At 67.3% G+C, this 18,045-nt stretch carries 17 protein-coding genes; 7 read left to right on the top strand and 10 right to left on the bottom strand.

What is annotated here, in order from left to right; translation table 11 throughout:
* Positions 1-100 precede the first annotated feature (100 nt).
* The 3 genes from ACIBH2_RS21105 (at position 101) to ACIBH2_RS21115 (ending at position 2,118) form a co-directional block, all read left to right on the top strand.
* Entirely contained in the window at positions 101-571 is a 471-nt protein-coding gene (locus ACIBH2_RS21105) for a TetR/AcrR family transcriptional regulator (RefSeq protein ID WP_397119812.1), read from the top strand.
* A 40-nt stretch (positions 572-611) separates the two neighbouring features.
* On the top strand, positions 612-968 hold the full coding sequence (locus tag ACIBH2_RS21110; RefSeq protein ID WP_397120945.1) for a hypothetical protein: 357 nt from the start codon (positions 612-614) through the stop codon (positions 966-968).
* A gap of 70 nt (positions 969-1,038) precedes the next feature.
* Positions 1,039-2,118 (top strand): hypothetical protein, encoded by a 1,080-nt coding sequence (locus tag ACIBH2_RS21115; protein WP_397119814.1) that lies wholly within the window; start codon positions 1,039-1,041, stop codon positions 2,116-2,118.
* Positions 2,119-2,127: 9 nt separating this feature from the next.
* On the opposite strand, the gene ACIBH2_RS21120 is transcribed toward ACIBH2_RS21115, so the two are convergent.
* The 9 genes from ACIBH2_RS21120 to ACIBH2_RS21160 all read right to left on the bottom strand — a co-directional run bounded on the left by ACIBH2_RS21120 (position 2,128) and on the right by ACIBH2_RS21160 (position 11,711).
* Positions 2,128-3,099 (bottom strand): XdhC family protein, encoded by a 972-nt coding sequence (locus ACIBH2_RS21120; protein WP_397119816.1) that lies wholly within the window; start codon positions 3,097-3,099, stop codon positions 2,128-2,130.
* Complete coding sequence (locus tag ACIBH2_RS21125; protein ID WP_397119818.1) at positions 3,092-3,565, bottom strand: (2Fe-2S)-binding protein; 474 nt, start codon at positions 3,563-3,565, stop codon at positions 3,092-3,094. Before ACIBH2_RS21125 ends, ACIBH2_RS21120 begins: the two co-directional genes overlap by 8 nt.
* Positions 3,565-4,443, bottom strand: coding sequence for an FAD binding domain-containing protein (locus ACIBH2_RS21130; protein ID WP_397119820.1), 879 nt, complete (start codon positions 4,441-4,443; stop codon positions 3,565-3,567). Before ACIBH2_RS21130 ends, ACIBH2_RS21125 begins: the two co-directional genes overlap by 1 nt.
* A gap of 29 nt (positions 4,444-4,472) precedes the next feature.
* Positions 4,473-5,456, bottom strand: coding sequence for a CobW family GTP-binding protein (locus ACIBH2_RS21135; RefSeq protein WP_397119822.1), 984 nt, complete (start codon positions 5,454-5,456; stop codon positions 4,473-4,475).
* A complete protein-coding gene (locus ACIBH2_RS21140) occupies positions 5,449-6,846 on the bottom strand; it encodes a UbiD family decarboxylase (protein WP_397119824.1) in 1,398 nt (465 codons plus the stop codon). The genes ACIBH2_RS21135 and ACIBH2_RS21140 overlap by 8 nt, the downstream gene beginning before the upstream one ends.
* On the bottom strand, positions 6,843-7,475 hold the full coding sequence (locus ACIBH2_RS21145; protein ID WP_397119826.1) for a UbiX family flavin prenyltransferase: 633 nt from the start codon (positions 7,473-7,475) through the stop codon (positions 6,843-6,845). The genes ACIBH2_RS21140 and ACIBH2_RS21145 overlap by 4 nt, the downstream gene beginning before the upstream one ends.
* 19 nt (positions 7,476-7,494) lie before the next feature.
* Positions 7,495-8,853: a nucleobase:cation symporter-2 family protein gene (locus ACIBH2_RS21150; protein ID WP_397119828.1), complete on the bottom strand. Its 1,359-nt coding sequence runs from the start codon at positions 8,851-8,853 to the stop codon at positions 7,495-7,497.
* Between the two features lie 6 nt (positions 8,854-8,859).
* Positions 8,860-10,236 (bottom strand): nucleobase:cation symporter-2 family protein, encoded by a 1,377-nt coding sequence (locus ACIBH2_RS21155; protein WP_397119830.1) that lies wholly within the window; start codon positions 10,234-10,236, stop codon positions 8,860-8,862.
* 68 nt (positions 10,237-10,304) lie between these two features.
* Complete coding sequence (locus ACIBH2_RS21160; RefSeq protein WP_397119833.1) at positions 10,305-11,711, bottom strand: amidohydrolase family protein; 1,407 nt, start codon at positions 11,709-11,711, stop codon at positions 10,305-10,307.
* Between the two features lie 436 nt (positions 11,712-12,147).
* On the opposite strand from ACIBH2_RS21160, the gene ACIBH2_RS21165 reads away from it, so the two are divergent.
* A complete protein-coding gene (locus tag ACIBH2_RS21165) occupies positions 12,148-13,143 on the top strand; it encodes an amidohydrolase family protein (protein WP_397119835.1) in 996 nt (331 codons plus the stop codon).
* Between the two features lie 3 nt (positions 13,144-13,146).
* Here ACIBH2_RS21165 and ACIBH2_RS21170 read toward each other — a convergent pair whose 3' ends face one another.
* Entirely contained in the window at positions 13,147-13,920 is a 774-nt protein-coding gene (locus ACIBH2_RS21170) for a GntR family transcriptional regulator (protein ID WP_397119837.1), read from the bottom strand.
* A gap of 287 nt (positions 13,921-14,207) precedes the next feature.
* Between ACIBH2_RS21170 and pucD the strand changes: the two genes are divergently transcribed.
* The 3 genes from pucD (at position 14,208) to ACIBH2_RS21185 (ending at position 18,044) form a co-directional block, all read left to right on the top strand.
* The gene (gene pucD / locus ACIBH2_RS21175; protein WP_397119839.1) at positions 14,208-16,526 is read left to right on the top strand and encodes a xanthine dehydrogenase subunit D; all 2,319 of its coding nucleotides are present in this window, start codon (positions 14,208-14,210) and stop codon (positions 16,524-16,526) included.
* A gap of 56 nt (positions 16,527-16,582) precedes the next feature.
* Positions 16,583-17,302, top strand: a complete 720-nt coding sequence (locus ACIBH2_RS21180) for a bleomycin resistance protein (RefSeq protein ID WP_397119841.1) — start codon at positions 16,583-16,585, stop codon at positions 17,300-17,302.
* A 106-nt stretch (positions 17,303-17,408) separates the two neighbouring features.
* Complete coding sequence (locus ACIBH2_RS21185) at positions 17,409-18,044, top strand: hypothetical protein (RefSeq protein ID WP_397119843.1); 636 nt, start codon at positions 17,409-17,411, stop codon at positions 18,042-18,044.
* The last annotated feature ends 1 nt before the right edge of the window (position 18,045 follow it).

Genomic DNA, 18,045 nt, shown 5'->3' on the forward strand with positions numbered 1-18,045 from the left:
TGCGGTGGAGGACGGCTTCCTCCACCGCAGTCCGCTACCGCGTGGCAATTTAGGAACGATTGTTCTTGACCGATTGTTCCTAAACTGTCAGACTGGGGTCATGGGGAGACCGAGAGGGTTCGACGAGGCCGAGGTGGTGGCCGCCGCGGCGAAGCTGTTCGCCGAGCGCGCCTATGACGGTGTGTCCGTGGATGATCTGGTGGCACATCTGGGGGTGCACCGCAACAGCCTGTACAAGGTGTTCGGCAGCAAACGGGGTCTGTATCTGACCGCACTGCGCTGGTACATCGAACAGCGGGTGCGTCCGTTGGTGGACGAGATCGCGGCAAACCCGGAGGCCGTACTCGAATCCGAGTCGCCCACAAGCGATCTCGACTTCCTGCTGCTGGCCGCCGTCGAGCGCGCACCGGTCGACCCGGAGGTGGCTCGGGAGGTCGCCGCGGTCTTCGCGGCACTCGACGCCGCTGTCGGCGAACCCTCGGACGGGTTCGCGACTCCCGCACGATCCGATATGGCGGCGACGATCCTCGGCCGCCGCCTGCGCGCGCGGGCCACCGACATTCCCCGATAGCACTTCACAATTCCGAGAGAAAGGCCCCGCGTTGGCGAAAGTGGCTGTCCAAGACCAGAAGTTGATCATCCGAATGGAGGGCCTGAACAAGCTGTGGGCGCTGAAGAGTCGCCTCGAGATCCCACTCGCCAATGTCCGCGGGGTCACCGCCGACCCCGGCGTCATCAAGGAGCCGAAGGGTATCCGCGCCCCCGGTGCACACCTGCCGGGGGTGATCACCGCGGGCACCTTCTACTCCGAGGGCGAACGCATCTTCTGGGATGTCCGCGATGCCAGCAAAGCCGTGGTGATCGAATTGCGCGATGACCGCTACGCCCGCTTGGTCATTCAGGTCGACGACCCGCGCGCGACCATCGACCTGATCGAAGCCGCCCTCCCACCCGACACCGACCGCTAGCGCTCGGTCTGTCGGTGCCCTGTGGCAAAGTCTCTCCCCGAGAACACGAAAAACAGTGGGGGAGTGCGGAATGACAATGGCCTGGGATGCGGCGCGCGTGGTCGAGGTCGCGCGGCGGCTGCGAAACGCGGAGACCGGAGCCTGGAGCGAGGCGGCGCTGCGCGGGGTGGCGCAGGGCCTCGGCTGGGAGTGGCGCGACACTGCCGATGGCCCGCGATTGATCACCGACGCGGAGCCGAATACCTTGGCGCGGTGGGCGCCTCGGCTGCGTCCGGTGGGGCGATTCGAGAAGGACTACGTGCACGGCGGCGAGGAGTACGTCGGGTTGTCCGTGCCGGTCGCGGTGACGGAAGGCGGTGCCGCGGCTAAGGTCGCCGCGTTTCGGGACGCCGCCGCGGCGTTGACGAACGAGTTCGGTACCGCACCGATCATGGGCGCGTACGGCGAACCCGGGCCCTTCTACGATTTCGGACCGTCGTGGGGTACCCCGTTTCTGCGCTGGCGTCAGCGCGAGAATTCGCTCGAGCTCCGCGCCGGGGAGTACGGCCCGGAGCTGCTGCTCCAGCCCACCGACCCGGTGGAGAACTGGTTCTGGCGGCAGGGGCACGGCGAGAACTACGCCCTCGGCGGGTTCTTCGGCAGCAACAACGACCCCGCCAATGCGGGCTTGGGCTCGCCGGGGCGGTGGCGCACCACGGACTGGGAGGTCTTCGCCTCGACCCTCGGCGACTTCCTCCGCGCCCTTCCGGCCGAAACCCACGCGCTCGGAATCGAATTGGATCTCGGTATCCACGCCTTGGTGCCCGGCACCGGCGGCCCGGTGGTGTTCCATATCGCCTGCGGCGAGCGGCTGGAGATCGTCTTCGACACCGAGGATCTCGAGGTGGATATCGCCGACCCGACAGCCCTCGGCTGGATCCCGCACACCGTCCAACCCGCTGTGCTCGAGCATTGGATCGAATCTCCCTACCACTCCGGAGTTTTCGACATCGGTGCGGTGGACGGCCGCAAGCTCGCCCGGATGATGGTCGACACCTTGCGTGGCTTGGGCGTCGCGTCGCCGCACGACCTGAGCCTGAGCGACCACGCACAGCGGGTCCGGGGATATTACGTCGAGTACTACGGCCTCACCCTCCGGGAGAACCCGTAGCGCGAACAGCTACCGATGAATCGCCCCTTCCAGCCCGGCCAGCGGGGAGGCGGTGCCGCCTCGCACCTGCGCGATGATCTCCGCGGCGATCGACACCGCCGTCTCCGCCGTCGTGCGCCCACCCAGGTCGAGTCCGATGGGTGAGTGCAGGCGGGACAGTTCGCGGTCGGTGAGTCCCGCCTCGCGGAGGCGGCGCACGCGGTCGGTGTGGGTGCGGCGCGAGCCCATCGCGCCCACGTAGCCGACCGGCAGGCGCAGCGCTAGCTCCAGCAGTGGCAGGTCGAATTTGGCGTCGTGGCTCAGCACGCACACCACGGTCCTGGTATCGACCGTGACCGACCGCAGATAGCGGTCGGGCCAGTCCACGACGACCTCGTGTGCTTCGGGGAAGCGCTCCGCCGTCGTGAACACCGGTCGCGCGTCGCAGACGGTGACTCGGTACCCGAGCAACCTGCCCAGGGCGGCGAGCGCGGCGGCGTAGTCGATCGCGCCGAAGATCAACATTCGCGGGGGCGAGGTGTAGGTCTCCACGAATTCCGCACCGCGCACGCCGGTTTCGCGTTGTGGCTCTCCGAGTACGACGGTGGTGCGGGCGGCGGCGTCGAGCGACCGCACCACCGTCACCGGCTCCGCGCGGGTCAACGCGTCCAGGGCCGGGGCCAGCGCCTTGCCGGGGGACGGGTGTACGAACACCTCGACCTCCCCGCCACAGGTCAGCCCGACCGCGAAAGCGTCGTCATCGCTGTAACCGAACCGCTCCCGCACCGCGCGACCGGAGGCCAGCGCATCCAGGCACAGCTGGTGCACGGCCGCCTCGACACAGCCGCCCGAGACGCTGCCCACCACCTGCCCCTCCGCCGACACCGCCATGGCCGCCCCGGGCTGCCGGGGTGCGCTGCCGCTGACGGCGATCACCGTCGCCAGCGCGTAATCGACTCCGGCCCAGTGCCATTCCCACAGCTGATGCGCGATCTCACGCACGATCGAGCCCGCGCCGCGCGGCCAACCGGACCGCGTCGAGAATCTTCTCGTACCCGGTGCAGCGGCACAGGTTCCCGGCCAACGCCTCCCGAATCTCCACATCGGAAGGCTCCGGATTGCGCTCGATCAGATCGGTGGCCTGGACGATGAGTCCCGGTGTGCAGAAACCACACTGGACCGCACCGGCCTCCACGAACGCGCGCTGCATGGGCGCGAGCTCGGCGTCGGCGGCGAGCCCTTCGACGGTGCGCACCGAGCGACCCTCGACCTGTCCGGCCGCCACCAGGCACGAACAGGCCGTCGCGCCATCCAGATAGACAGTGCAGGAACCGCATTCGCCTTGCTCGCAGGCGTTCTTGGAGCCGGGTAAACCCATGCGCTCGCGCAGCATGTAGAGCAGGCTCTCACCCGCCCATACCTCGTCGACGGTGGCGGGTTCGCCATTGACGGTGAAGGTGACACGCATCAGGCCGCCATCCTTTCTCTCCCATAGTCTTTCCACGCCCAGGTGAGGGTGCGCCGGGCCAGTACCGCCAGCGCGTGGCGGCGGTACCGCGCCGTGCCGCGCACATCGTCGATGGGTGTGGCCGCCTCCGCGACCAACTGCCCGAAACGATCGACCACGGCGGGATCGAGCCGGGCGCGCGATTCCCACCGCCCGGTGGCGTTGAGCTCGTCGCTCAGGAACCGCTCGGCCGCCTCCGCGCGCCGCGGAGTCGGTGCCGCCGAACCGAATCCGGTACCGACCGCACCGCGCTCGGGGTGTAGCGACAGCGCGAACGCGGTCACCGAGATGACCATGGCGTTCCTGGTGCCGATCTTGGAGAACTGTTGCGGTCCGCTCGCCGCCGGTACCACGAACGCGGCGATGAGCTCATCGGGCGCGAGCGCATTGCGTTTGACGCCGGTATAGAACTCGGTGATCGGGATATGCCGGATACCGCGCACCGAATGCGCCTCCACCACAGCGTCATTGGCGAGCAGCGGCGGATGCGCGTCGCCCGCGGGCGAAGCCGCGCCGAGATTGCCGCCGACGGTCCCGCGATTGCGGATCTGCGGTGAGCCGACGGTCCGCGCGGCCATCGCCAATCCCGGTAGCAGCGCGCCGAGTTCCGTGATCAGCCTGGTGTAGCTGACCCCCGCGCCGACGCGCAGCGTGTCACCGACCGCCCCCCACTCCGTGAGCTCGCCGATACCGGTCAGATCGAGCAGTGCCGACGGCCGTGTGACGTCGAAATTGAGCTCGACCATCACATCGGTGCCGCCCGCGATCGGCAGCGCCTCCGGGTACGCGGCCTTCGCCGCCAACGCCTCGGCCCAGCTGCCGGGTCGTAGGAATTCCATAGCAGAGCACTCCTTTTCGCTACGCGCGCTCACCCGACGAGGCAGGACCGCAGTCCACTGGTCAGCGCCTCGCGGTCGAGGTCGCGTCCGATGAACACGACCTTGCCGACGGGTTCCTCCTGCCACGGCGCGGACGGTCGAATCTCGAACATGGTGTGAATGCCCTGGAGTACGAATCGGCGGCTGTCGTCGGCGACGGCGAACAACCCCTTCATGCGATAGACGTCACCGCCGCGTTCGGCCAGATGCGCGGTGAGCCAGGACTCCAGGGCCCGCTGATCGAACCGTCCGTCGAGTTCGATGCCCACCGAGGTCAGGTGCGGATCGTGCTCGTGGCTGTCTTCGTCGAGCCAATGCGGATCGCCCGCCATGGTCCGCGCCATGTCGAAGGCTCCGATACCCAATACGTCGGCGAGATCGATGGCGGCGTACTGCGAGGTGAGGATGTCCGCGGTCGCGTTGATCGCGCGCACCGACGTCTCCACCGCGCGCACCGTGTCCGCATCGACGAGGTCGACCTTGTTGATGACGATCCGGTCCGCGAACGCGATCTGGTCAACCACATGCGAACCCACGCCGTCGTGCCCGTCCTCGTCGAGATGAGCCCGAATGTGCTTGGCGTCCACCAGCGTCACAATGGCGTCGAGCGCGAAATGCTCGGCGATCTCGTCGTCCACGAAGAAGGTCTGTGCCACCGGATTGGGGTCGGCGAGCCCACTGGTCTCGATGAGAATGCGGTCGAACCGGTCGCTGCGCGCCAAGAGCGACCGCAGGATCTCGATGAGATCGGTGCGCGCGGTGCAGCACAGGCAGCACCCATTGCTCATCTCGATGATCTTCTCGTCCGCGTTCAGGACGAGATCGTTGTCGATGGGTATCTCACCGAATTCGTTCTCGATGACCGCGATGCGGTGCCCGTGATTCGCGGTGAGAATGTGATTGACCAGGGTCGTCTTCCCCGAACCGAGGAATCCGGTCAGAACGGTTACCGGGATCTTGCCGTGCTCAGACATGTGTTTCTCCTTGTGGCGTCGTGGATTCGAGAATGCGGCGCGCCCGGGCCAGTGCGTCCGGGGCGATTTCGATGCGACGGCCCTCGAAGTCCGGGCCGCGCGTCGCGTCGAGCCCCATCCGGGAGGTGGTTCCGTCGCTGGTCGACGAGGGATCCAGTGGTGACCCGGGGAGCCCGTCGACGGTGAGAATGTCGCGGTGCGGCTGGAAATGGGTGGCCAGCGCCCACAGCACCGCGGAGTCGTCGGTGATATCGATATCGCTGTCGACGGCGACGACCGTCTTGACATATGGATCCCAGCCGAGCAGCCCCAGCATGACCTGGCGGGCCTGTCCGGGACGTCGCTGCCGCAGCGCCACATAGCAGTGGAAATGCGTGCCCGACGTCGGATAGTGCACGGCCGTCACATCCGGAAAACGCGATTTGAGTTTCTCCGCCATCTCCGATTCCCGGGGAATACGAGCGAGATTGAGGTGTTCGGCGGTATTGCCGCCCTCGACATCGAAGAGCATCGGTTCCCGGCGTCGCATGATCGAGGTCACGCGCAGCACATTGTTGGTGGAGCGATTCGAGGAGTAGCCGGAGAATTCGCCGAAGGGCCCCTCCTCGGCGTGCGCGGTCGGGTCGATGGTGCCCTCCAGCACGAAATCCGACCAGGCCGGAACCCCGATGCCGTGGCGCGGTGTGGGCACGAGATCGAGCGGCTCGCCCAACAGCCCGCCCGCGATGGCCCGCTCGTCGACCTCGTAGCCGACGCGCGCGGAGGCCGCGAGCATGAACAGCGGATGCCCGCCGATCACCATGGCCACGGGCATCGGCTCACCCCGTTCGGCGTACTTGGCGAGCATGCGCCACAGGTCGCCCCGCGAATGCAGGCTCGTCGCCAAGGCGTTGGGGGAGTGGACCATCGAGCGGTGGTAGCTCATATTCCCCACCCCGGTGTCGGGATCCTCCGCGACGATGATGCCGCTGGTGATGTAGGGCGCGCGGTCGGAGGCGAAGTGGCGCAGCATCGGCACCGTCGCCAGGTCGACGTCGGTCTCGACGCTGTCGAGAATCGGCCCGGACTCGACACACCTGGGGGCCAAGGGATTCGCGGCCCGGCTGGCGAACGCCTCGTGCAGTTCGTGCGGCTCGACCCCGAGCATGCGGGCGATCCGTCGACGCGAGGCGAACATATTGCTCACCACCGGGACCGTGACGCCATCGACCTTGCGGCACACCAACATTTCGTCGCGGCCGCGTGCCGCGAGCTCGTAGATGAGCCCGGTCACCCCTTGGTCGGCGTCGATCGGATCGTCCAGCGCCAGCACATCGTCGGGGTAGGCGGCGAGGTAGTCCGCGAGGAAGGCGTGCGGATCCTGCCGCCGGGACAGTTCGTGCGCGGTCATCGGGCCACACCTCCGACCAGTCGATGCGCCGCCCCCTGCCACCGCAGCGACAGGTCGTGCTCGATTCCGAACTGGTCGAGAATCTTCCCGCTCAGATGGGCGAGCAGATCCTCGATGGAGTTCGGCTGCTGGTAGAACGCCGGAACCGGCGGCAGCACAATGGCTCCCGCTTCGGTCACCGCCGTCATATTGCGCAGATGCACGAGACTCAACGGGGTTTCGCGGGTGACCAGCACCAGCCGCCGTCGCTCCTTGAGACAGACGTCGGCGGCCCGGGTGAGAAGGTCGTCGGAGTAGCCGTGCGCGATGGCGGCCAGGCTCTTCATCGAACACGGCACCACGACCATGCCCATGGTGAGGAACGACCCGGAGGCGATACTCGCCGCGATATCGCCGCGCTGGTGGTGCACGTCCGCGAGCGCGGCGAGGTCGTCAGGGCGCACCCCGGTCTCGAGTTCGAGGGTGCGATGTGCCGCGCGCGACACGATCAGGTGCGTCTCAACGATTTTCAGCCGATGCAGCGCGGTGAGCAGATGGATGGCGAGATGCGGTGCGCTGGCACCGGTGATGCCGACGACCAACCTGGGCCGTGCGGACGACCTCGCGTCGTCGATGAATTCGTATGGCATGACGGACTTTCTGACTGGATCAGGGCGCGGGGGCCGACGCGGTATCGGAGGCGGAGCGCCGCCGCGCGTGGAAGACGACATTGAGCACCAGCGCGAGTACGGTGCCGGTGGCCACGCCGCTCTTGAAGAACATCTCGGCGAACGCGGGCAGCTGGTGGTAGAAACGCGGCGCGTAGGCGGGCACCAAGCCCACACCCAGCGACAGCATGACGATCATCAGATTGCTGGACCGGCCCAGATCGACCCGCGCCAGAATCTGCATGCCCGCCACCGTCAATGCGCCGAAGGTGACGATCGCGGCCGCCCCGATGACGGGCTCGGGAATGGCGGCGGCGATCCGGCCGACCGGCTGCACCAGCCCGAGCACCAGCAGGATCACCCCGCCGATGGCCACCGGGAAGCGGCTGCGCACCCCGGTGAGCGCGATGAGCCCGATATTCTGCCCGAAGGTGGTGTAGACGAAGCCGTTGAAGACACCGCTCACCGCCGTCATCAGGCCGTCCACCCGTAGCAGCCGGGCAATCTCGGTGGGCCCCAGCGGCTTTCCCACCACCTCGCCGACGGCCAGGCCCTGGCCCGCACCCTCGACCATCAGCACGAAGACGATGACGAGGAACAGCAGGATCGAGGGGACGTGGAATTGCAAGGCCCCGAAGTGGAATGGACTCATCACCGTCACGATCGGACCGGACCCGATCTCGGTCAGGCTGCCGATGCCGGTCGCCCAGCCCACGATCGCGCCGACCACCAGCGCCGCGAGTATCGACAGCTGGCCCAACAGTCCGCGGAACAACCGCCGGAAGATCACCATCAACGCCATGGTCGCGGCGGCCAGCGCGATATGACTGAGCCGACCGTAATCCGCTGCGCTCGAATCGGATCCGGCGATGAGGCGTATCCCGACCGGAATCAGGGTGAGGCCGATCAGCGCGATGACAGTCCCCGTCACCACCGCGGGAAACAGCCGCAGCAGCATGCTGAAGTACGGTGCGACCACTATCCAGACCAGACCGGCGACCAGCAGCGAACCGTACACGGTTGCCAGGCCCTGACTTTGGCCGACCAACACCATCGGCACGATCCCGCTAGCCGCCGCGCCCACGACCAGCGGCATGCGAATACCGAACTTCCAGAACCCGAGAGCCTGCAGGAGCGTGCCGATACCGGCGAGGATGAGATCGATGCTGACCAGATTCGCCAGCTCCGTATCGGACAGTCCGATGGACGTGCCGACCACGATGGGCACCACGACCACACCGGCGTACATGACCAAGGTGTGCTGGAGGCCGAGCAGCAGCATGGCGAGGAAGGGTGGGCGCTCGTCCACATCGGCCGCACTGTTCGGCGGCGCGCTGCGATCGAATTCGTTGTCTACCATGATATTTCAGCTCGCAGGCCGCGGTTGCGCCGGATCGGCGGCGGGTGCTTCCGGCGCGGCGTCGCGTTCGACGCCATTGAGCAGCAGGTTGAGCAGGAAGGCCGCGATACCGCCCGCCGCGATCCCACTGGACAGCACGGTCTGCAGCGGCCCCGGCAGCTGCTCGTAGAAGTCGGGCGACCCGACCGGCATCAGCCCGAACCCGAACGCGATGGCCACGACCAGGTGATTGCGCGGATTGCCGAAATCGGCCGCCAACATCAATTTGATGCCGATCGCGCCCAACGTGCCGAACATGACCACGCTGATCCCGCCCAGTACCGGCCCCGGCAGCGAGGCGACCACGGCCCCGAGTTTGGGCATCAGGCCGATGATCACCAGGATCACGCCCGCGGTGGCCACCACGTACCGGCTCATCACCCGCGTGATACTGACGAGGCCGACATTGCCGCCGAAGGTGACGAAGGGAAAGCTGCTGAAGACACCGGCCAGCGCCGTGCCCGCACCGTCGGCGCGCAGGGCCCGGGCGATATCGCCGGACTCGACCTTGCGGCCCACCACCTGGCCGACGGCCACCGTATCGCCGGTCGACTCCACCATATTGACGATCTGCACGATGAGCATCGGCAGAATGGCGGAGAGCACGAAGGTCGGCGTGCCGAACGAAAACGGTTCCACCACACCGAAAATCGGGGCCGACTCGGTGGCGGAGAAGTCGGTCAGCCCGAGCGGCCACGCCACCACGGTCCCGACGACGAGTGCGATGAGAATGGCGAAGCGTCCGATGGCGGGCCGCATGAGGCGCTCCAACAGCACCACCAGCACGATGGTGCCGCCCGCCAGCAACAGCCGTTCGGGTGCGCCGTGATCGTCCGCCGAGGCGGAACCGGCGATCATGGTCGCCGTCTTGGGCAGTAGCGAGAAGCCGATGATCGCGATGGTCGTACCGGTCACGATGGGCGGGAAGTACCGGGTCAGCTGCGCGAACCACGGGGCGATCAGCCAGGTGATGAGCCCGACCACGATGGTCGCGCCGAAGACGGCGGGCAGCCCGGAATCCTTGCCCACGATGATGGCGGGGGTGATGCCGGTGAAGGTGGAGCCCATGACAATGGGCAGCCGCACACCGATATTGAAGAGGCCGAGCGTCTGGAGCAGGGTCGCCAGGCCGCTGACGAACACGTTCGCCGTGACCAAGGTCGTGATCTGCGCCGGGGACAACCCGATGCCCAGGCCGATGACCAGCGGCAGGGTGACCATGCCGGAGTAGGCCACGATCACATGCTGTAGACCGAGCGGAACCAGATGGCGCAGTGGCGGAACCGAATCGACGGCATCTCTGGGTGTCGCCGACCGGTTTCGGGGTCGGGTGAAGATTCTCATGGTGACTCCTGGGCCCACGGTGCGGTGGGTCGAGTGGTGAAGAAGGGCCGCGGCCCAGCGGAAACAGATCAGTGCGACCAGGGTTGGCGTAGCCCGTGCATGCCCGCGCGGGCGATGAGTAGTTCGGCGTGCCGCGCGGCCTGCGCCACCGCCGCGTCCTCGTCGATCAGCAGGCAGCGCCCGTCGCGATACACGATCTGCCCACCGACAATGGTGATTTCGACATCCGAGCCGCGCGCCGCGTAGACCAGTGAACTCACCGCGCGGTGCAGCGGCTGCACATGCGGCCGGTCCAGGTCGACGACGATGATGTCGGCCAGTCGCCCGGGTTCGAGCACACCGGCGCCGACACCGGCGTAGCGGGCGCCCTCGCGGGTCGCGAGTTCCAGCGCGTCCTCGGCCCGGCAGCTGGTCGGGTCCAGGGTGGCGAGCCGTTGGCTGAAGATCGACAGCTTCATGGCCTCGAACAGATCCTGGCGATGCCCGCAGCTCGGCCCGTCACTGCCCAAAGACACTGCCGCACCGGCCTTTCGGAGTTCGCGCAGCCGAATGGTGCCGGAGGCGAGGTAGGCGTTGGAGGCCGGATTGTGCGCTACCCCGGCCCCGGCCGCGCCGACCTGCGCGATCTCGTCGTCGTCGAGCCAGATGGCGTGGGCCAGGGTGGCGCGCTCGTCGAGCAACCCCTCCTTGGCCAGCCACTGCACCGGCCGCACCCCGTAGGCCTCGAGATAGCTCTCGGGATCCTTGCCGCCCTCACAGCAGTGGGTGTGCCAGCGGGTGTCGCACTCGGCCGCGAGTTCGACGCAGCCGCGCACCAGATCCTGATCGACATACGTGAGATTCAATGGGGCGGGCCATATCTCGACCTTCGAGCCGCGCGGACGGTGTCGCACGGCATCGCGCGTCATGGCGAGCTCGTCGGCGGCGCTGTAGCGGAACAGCCCCTCGGGTTGTCCGCGCCGGGCGGCGATCTCGGTGCGGGCGCCGATCATGCCGCGCGCGACGGCACCGCGCAGACCCGCCTCCTCGATGATGTCGGCCACCGCGAGCGTGGTGGCGAGATCACTTGGGGCGTAATGGTTGTCGATGATGGTGGTGACACCCGCCCGCAGTGCCTCGACCACGCCGAGGCGGGCGGCGGCGATGGCGTCGGCCCCGGTCATCGCGATCGAGTAGGGCCACATGAATTCGCACAGCCACGGCACGATCGACATGCCCTCGCCCAGTCCGCGCGCCAGGGCTTGGGCGAGATGATTGTGTCCGTCGACGAGTCCGGGCAGGACGGCCCGGCCGGTGCAGTCGATGACGGTGTCGGCTCGCCAGTGCGCGAGCTCGGCCTGCGTTCCGACCGCGACAATGCGGGAACCGGTGATCGCGACCGACCCGGGCCGGTGCACGGTGCGGGCGTCGTCGACCGTGACGACGGTGCCGCCGGTGAGGAGTAGATCGCAGTGTTGGGGGATTGGCTGTGCCATGGCCGCCGCTGCCTTCCCGGGCGGCCGAGCCGCCCCAAATCCGTTGGCGTAGCGGGAGTTTTCTCCCTGGCCAGGCCGAAGCCCGGCGAGTGCCGAACGGTTTAACCCAGAGAGCGGGAGGTCACCGGCAATGTGACCCAGCACACATGCCGTGGCCACGGGTACATGTAAACGGGCGGCCATCACGCTTGTCAACCCTCGATCGTGACGAGGTCTCACCTGCGACTCTGTCGACGCCATGCCTGACCTGTGGGTATCGGTATGCCAGGGGACTGGAAATTACATGCAATCCGTTGACACCCGGATCGAGCTGTGTTGAACTCGGTCCCATGGCGCCGGGCAGTCGGACCGGCCCGCCGCGGGAGGACTACCGCGGCCCGTAGGTGCGGTGATTCGCGGCCGGGGATCTGATCCCGACCTGATCAAGGAAAATCACATGATCATCGATACTCATGTCCACCCAACCAATCTCGTCGACGAGGCATGGCGGCACACCGGTGAGCCGTTCACCGGTGAACGCACTCTGGAAATGATGGACGGTCCCTTCTGGATCAATGGGAAACCGCGCCGGGTCGACGTCAGCTGCATCATGCCGCCGCCGGGCAATACCGCCTGGCGCGAGGGAAATCGCAGCGGCCGCGAGGGAATTCGCGACTACCAGGCCTATGTGACCTCACTGGTGCAGAAGTACCCGGACCGCTTCGTCGGGAACTTCATCTACAACCCGCGTTTCGGCCCGGAGAACGGGGCCGCCGAATTGGCGTTCCACGTGCAGGAATACGGCTACAAGATGATGAAGCTGCACGCCAATATGCACTCCTACCGCCCGGACCGGGCGCTGGACTGGCTGCGTCCCGCGCTGCGCGTCTGCGACGAGTTGGGTGTGACCGTGCTGATCCACACCGGTGACGGCCCGTACTCCATTCCCACGCAGTTCTATCCGATCATTCGGGAATTCCCCAATGTCAATTTCATTCTGGGGCACTTCGGCATTCAGACCGGCGGCGTCTACTGTTTCGAGGCGTTCTGGATGATCCAGGACTCGAACAATGTCATCGGCGAATCCGGCTGGCTGTTGCAGTCGCGCATCGTGGAGTTCGCCAAGGAGATGAAGAAGAGCAAGATGGTGTTCGGCACCGATTCCCCGCCGAACGAGCCGGGCATGTGGGCGCGGGAGCTGGAAGTGCTGTGCCACAAGCCGCCGCAGGGCCTGGACCTGTCCGAGGACGATCTCGAGGGCTACCTGGGCAACAATATGGCGAAACTGCTCGGCCTGGCCCCGACGCCGCCGCCGAAGGACGAGGCCGAAGCCCGGGCCTACCTGCGCGGTGATATTCCGCAGGCGTCGGCGACGAATTCGCACGCCGACCACTACAGCGGGTACACACCCTCGGCGTGGGCCGAGGAGGCCGCGCTCGATTCGGCGCGGTAGTCCTCAGCTCGGAAATTCCAGCGGCGCGCGATATTTCGCGCGCCGCTGGTCTTTCTTCGGCGCCTCGCTGCCGACCAACAGCGAGAAATCCCGGCGGCGCGGGCCGTCGCCGGTCATATCCGCCCGGGTGCTCGCCTGCGACAGCCGCACCCGCAGCCGTGAGATATGGCGCTGGGCAACGGTTTCGGCGTAGGCCGGGTCGCCCGCGGCCATCGCCTCGACGATCTGGACATGTTCATCGAGGGCGAATCGCGGCGCGTCGCCACTGCGCCACAGCGAATGCAGCGCGAGATGCGACCGCCCGGCTATGGGCTCCAAGGTCGCCGTGAGATGGGGATTCGCGGCGATTTCTCGGATCGTGCGATGGAATCGAATATCGAGCTCGACGTGCGCGGCATGGTCGGTGTCCTCGCCGAGGACGCGCTCGTGCTCGGCGAGAATCTCGCGCAGCGTGGTCAGGCCCGCCGCGTCCAGGCGTTCGGTGGCCAACCGCGCGGCGAGGCCCTCCAGCATTTCGCGCACCACATACAGTTCCCGCAGGTCGTCGATATCGACCTTGCTCACCTCCGCGCCGCGGTGCGAGACGTGATTGGCCAAGCCCTCGTAGATGAGCCGCTGCACCGCCTCGCGCACCGGGGTGCGACTGACCTCGAGCTGGCGGGCGAGCTCCGGCACGCTGAGCGCGGTGCCCGGGGGCAGATGATTGCTCAGAATCGCGGTCTTGAGCGCTTCGTAGGTGCGGTCGGTGAGAAGTTCGCCGGAAGAGATGCTCTTCACTCGGGGCGACTCTGGCATGGCGGCGCGCCTCCTTCAGCGTCAACGCCGCAATATTACATGCAATCTTCGTACAGACGCGGTCGCCCTGTGTAGACTCGGGCTCGGTTCCGGTCGGGGATGACCGACAGCCGCAGGGGGTGGCGGCGACCGGGTGGGAATGGACTGGCGACCTCGATGTGTCGTCGGCGTCGCGAAAACGCCGCAGTCCCAAGGAGTCAGCTCATGAGTAGAGCGCCCGCTACGTGCCGAGTCGGATCACTCGACAGTCGACCGATCCGGAGGTCGCGATGACAACCCTGGTGCGCGGCGCGCAGACGCGAGAGGGCAAAGGGGTCGGCAGCAGCGCGCTGCGCCCGGACGGCACCCTCAAGGTCACCGGCGAATTCGCCTACTCCTCGGATCTGTGGCTCGACGGCATGGTGTGGGCGACCACGGTGCGCAGTCCCCATGCGGCAGCGCGTATTCGGTCGATCGACACGAGTAATGCCCTGGCCCTCACCGGAGTTCACGCGGTCCTGACCCACGAGGACGTGCCCGGCGCGAAGACCTTCGGCATGAAGATCGCCGACCAGCCCGTCCTCGCCATCGACGAAGTCAGATACCAGGGGGAACCGGTCGCGCTGGTGGCGGCCGACGATCCCGAAACAGCCCGGCGTGCGGCCGATTTGGTGCTGATCGACTACGAGCCGCTGGATCCGGTCACCGATTCCGAACGCGCCCTCGACCCCGACACCCGGTGCCTGCACGAAGGCTCGAATCTGGTGCGGCACGTCAAGATTCGGCACGGCGATATGGAACAGGCCCGCGCGCGAGCCGAAGTCGTGGTCGTGGGCGACTACGAGGTGGGCATGCAGGATCCGGCGTTCCTCGGCCCCGAATCGGGCTTGGCAGTTCCCGCGCCCGATGGGGGAGTGGAGCTGTATGTCTCCTCGCAGTGGCTGCACAAGGATCTCGAGCAGCTCGCGCCGTGCCTGGCGCTGCCGCCGGACAAGGTGCGGCTGACCATGGCCGGGGTGGGCGGCGCGTTCGGCGGCCGCGAGGATCTCTCGGTGCACGTGCACGCCTGCATGCTGGCGCTGCGCCTCGGCAGGCCCGTGAAGATGATGTACAACCGCTACGAATCCTTCTTCGGGCACGTACATCGCCATCCCGCGAAAATGCGCTTCGAGCACGGGGCCACCCGCGACGGCCGACTCGTCTACGTCAAGGCTCGGCTGATCTTGGACGGCGGCGCCTACACCTCCACCTCACCCGTGGTGATCGCCAATGCCGCCTATTTCGTGGCCGGAGCCTACGAGGTCCAGCACGCCGAGATCGACGGCTACGCCGTGTACAGCAACAACCCGCCCTGCGGTGCCATGCGCGGATTCGGCGCGGTGCAATCGGCCTACGGCTGCGAATCCAATATGGACAAACTCGCGCGCGAACTCGGGATGGACCCCCTCGAACTGCGCATGAAGAACGCCATGACCACCGGGACTGTGCTGCCCACCGGACAGCCCGTGGACGGTCCCGCCCCCGTGCGGGAACTCCTCGAGGCGCTGCGCGCGCGGCCGCTGCCGACGACCGAGCACACCGGGGATCCGCGCACCCTGCCCGGCGGCGTCGGCAACACCACCCGCGGGGAAGGTATCCGCCGTGGCGTCGGATACGCGGTGGGCGTCAAGGCGATCGGCTACTCCGGCGGTGTCGACGACATCTCCACCGCGCGGGTGACGCTCTCCATCACCGCCGGTGAGCCGGTGGTGTCGATTCACACCGCGGCCGCGGAATGCGGGCAGGGCATCACGACCGTGCAATCGCAGATCGCCACCACCGAACTCGGTGTCACCCGGGTCGTCGTCTTGCCCGCCGACACCCAGGTCGGTGACGCCGGGTCCGCCTCGGCCTCGCGCATGACGTGGATGTCGAGCGGCGCGGTGCAGGGCGCATGCCGTCGCATCGCCAACGATGTGCTGCACCGGGCCGCGCGGGTGACCGGTCGCGACGCCGCCGCATTGGCCTTGCGCGACAACGCGATTGTCGACAGCGCCACCGGTGCGGTGGTGTCGTCGCTCGCCGAGGTGGTCGGCGCGGACACCGTGGAACACGTCTACGAGTACCACCACCGGCGCACCGAGGCGATCGATCCGGAACGCGGCCAGGGCAACGCGCACATCGCCTTCGCGTTCTGCGCGCACCGCGCCGTGGTCGATGTCGATGTCGAGCTCGGACTCGTGCGCGTGGTGGAACTCGCGGTCGCCCAGGACGTCGGCAAGGCGATGAATCCCCTCGCGGTGGAAGGTCAGATCGAGGGCGGCAGCGCCCAGGGCCTGGGCTTGGCGCTGATGGAGGAGATCCAGGTGGACGAGCGCGGACGGGTGCGCAATCCGTCCTTCACCGACTACCTCATTCCGACGATTCTCGATGTGCCGCCCATGCCGATCTCGCTGTTCGAGTTCCCGCATCCGGATTCGCCCTACGGCCTCAACGGCGTCGGCGAACCACCCACCCTCTCCTCGACCCCGGCTATTCTGAACGCATTGCGGGATGCCACCGGACTGGCTCTGCCCCGCTGTCCGGTGCGGCCCGACGATATCGCGTCGATGAGCGTGTCGGTGCACTGAATCGTCAGTCGCACAAGGGTTTTGGGGATTTCGCGGCGGGCATAGAATGGGTTGCTATGCAGGCTGAAACCGTGATCCCCATTCTTCCTTGCCGCGAATTGGATGACATTCTGCCCTTCTACTCCGCCCTCGGATTCGAGCAGACCTACCGTCAGGATCGACCCAACCCGTACGCGGCCCTGCGACGCGGCGGGATCGAGCTGCACTTCGGTGGCATCCCCGGCTTCGATCCCGCCGAATCGCTGGGCAGCGTGATCCTGGCGGTGCCCGACACCCGCGCGCTGTACGAGTCGTTCGCCGCCGGATTGCGCGCCGATTTCGGCAAGGTGCCGGTCTCCGGCATCCCGCGCATGACCCGCCCGCGTAAGAAGCAAGGGATGCAGACCGGATTCACCGTCGTCGATCCCGGCGGCAACTGGATCCGCATCACTCACAAGGGTGATCCGGGTGACGACCCGAAAGCCAAGGAGAGCCGACTGACCCGAGCCGTGAAAGCGGCGTCGCGCCAAGCGGATTCGCACGGCGACGTGAACGCCGGAATCCTCGTTCTGGAGAACGGGCTCACCCGGCACGCGGACGCGCCCGCCTCCGAGCGCCTGCCCGCCCTGGTCTATCTCGCCGAACTTCGCATCCGCACCGGCGACCGCGACCGCGCCGCCGCCCTGCTCGCCGAGGTCGCGGCCCTGGACCTCTCCGACGCCGACCGCGCGGCCGTCGCCGACGACCTGGCCGTCGCCGCGGAACTCGAAGCCGACCTGAGCCAGCCCGACAGCTGATCTCCCCGCGCCGTACAGCGGCCTGTTTGTGCTGCTTATGCGTATTTTCGCCCAGTTCGGGTACGTCGTCGGTGGACGAAGCTGCTTCGACGAATGGAGGCTTCCGATGAACACCGACAACGTATCGACGGACCGCGGTCCGGCGCTCAGGATCCCGCGCAGCCGGGGAGCGCTCGGTGGACTCGCGGTGTTCTTGTTGGGGATCTGGGGGGCACTGATTCCGTTTGTGGGGCCGTACTTCGATTTCGCCTTCACCCCGGACGACGCGTGGGTGTGGACGTCGGCCCGTGGCTGGCTCGAGGTACTGCCCGGTGTCGCCGCGATCATCGGCGGCCTGCTCATGGTGATGAGCCGCAATCGCCTCGTCGCCAGCTTCGGCGGCTGGCTGGCCGCGGCGGCCGGGCTCTGGTTCATCATCGGGCCGTTCCTGGCGGACACGCTGAGTATCGGCGCGGTCGGCGACCCCGTGGCGACCGGCGACCTGAAACGCGCGATCCTGCAACTGACCTTCTTCTACGGTCTCGGCGCGCTGATCCTGTTCTTCGCCGCGACCTCCCTGGGTCGGCTGTCGGTGCGCAGCGCCCGCGATATCGCCTTCGCACGCCGGGAGGTGGATGCCAGAACCGCACTTCCGGGCGGTGATCACACCGCCGTCGCCGATGCGCCCGGACCGGTGCAGACCGCTCCGCGGACCAGCGAAACACACCCGCGACTGCACAAGCCGGGGCTGGGCAGTGCGTGAC

The organism is Nocardia sp. NPDC050406 (assembly GCF_044459025.1).
In the GTDB taxonomy this organism is placed as follows: domain Bacteria; phylum Actinomycetota; class Actinomycetes; order Mycobacteriales; family Mycobacteriaceae; genus Nocardia.

Excerpts from the sequence above, each read along its gene's own strand:
- ACIBH2_RS21105 (WP_397119812.1), top strand. The coding sequence starts at position 101 with ATGGGGAGACCGAGAGGGTTCGACGAGGCCGAGGTGGTGGCCGCCGCG.
- ACIBH2_RS21115 (WP_397119814.1), top strand. The coding sequence starts at position 1,039 with ATGACAATGGCCTGGGATGCGGCGCGCGTGGTCGAGGTCGCGCGGCGG.
- ACIBH2_RS21125 (WP_397119818.1), bottom strand. The coding sequence starts at position 3,565 with ATGCGTGTCACCTTCACCGTCAATGGCGAACCCGCCACCGTCGACGAG.
- ACIBH2_RS21130 (WP_397119820.1), bottom strand. The coding sequence starts at position 4,443 with ATGGAATTCCTACGACCCGGCAGCTGGGCCGAGGCGTTGGCGGCGAAG.
- ACIBH2_RS21135 (WP_397119822.1), bottom strand. The coding sequence starts at position 5,456 with ATGTCTGAGCACGGCAAGATCCCGGTAACCGTTCTGACCGGATTCCTC.
- ACIBH2_RS21140 (WP_397119824.1), bottom strand. The coding sequence starts at position 6,846 with ATGACCGCGCACGAACTGTCCCGGCGGCAGGATCCGCACGCCTTCCTC.
- ACIBH2_RS21145 (WP_397119826.1), bottom strand. The coding sequence starts at position 7,475 with ATGCCATACGAATTCATCGACGACGCGAGGTCGTCCGCACGGCCCAGG.
- ACIBH2_RS21150 (WP_397119828.1), bottom strand. The coding sequence starts at position 8,853 with ATGGTAGACAACGAATTCGATCGCAGCGCGCCGCCGAACAGTGCGGCC.
- ACIBH2_RS21155 (WP_397119830.1), bottom strand. The coding sequence starts at position 10,236 with ATGAGAATCTTCACCCGACCCCGAAACCGGTCGGCGACACCCAGAGAT.
- ACIBH2_RS21160 (WP_397119833.1), bottom strand. The coding sequence starts at position 11,711 with ATGGCACAGCCAATCCCCCAACACTGCGATCTACTCCTCACCGGCGGC.
- ACIBH2_RS21165 (WP_397119835.1), top strand. The coding sequence starts at position 12,148 with ATGATCATCGATACTCATGTCCACCCAACCAATCTCGTCGACGAGGCA.
- pucD (WP_397119839.1), top strand. The coding sequence starts at position 14,208 with ATGACAACCCTGGTGCGCGGCGCGCAGACGCGAGAGGGCAAAGGGGTC.
- ACIBH2_RS21180 (WP_397119841.1), top strand. The coding sequence starts at position 16,583 with ATGCAGGCTGAAACCGTGATCCCCATTCTTCCTTGCCGCGAATTGGAT.
- ACIBH2_RS21185 (WP_397119843.1), top strand. The coding sequence starts at position 17,409 with ATGAACACCGACAACGTATCGACGGACCGCGGTCCGGCGCTCAGGATC.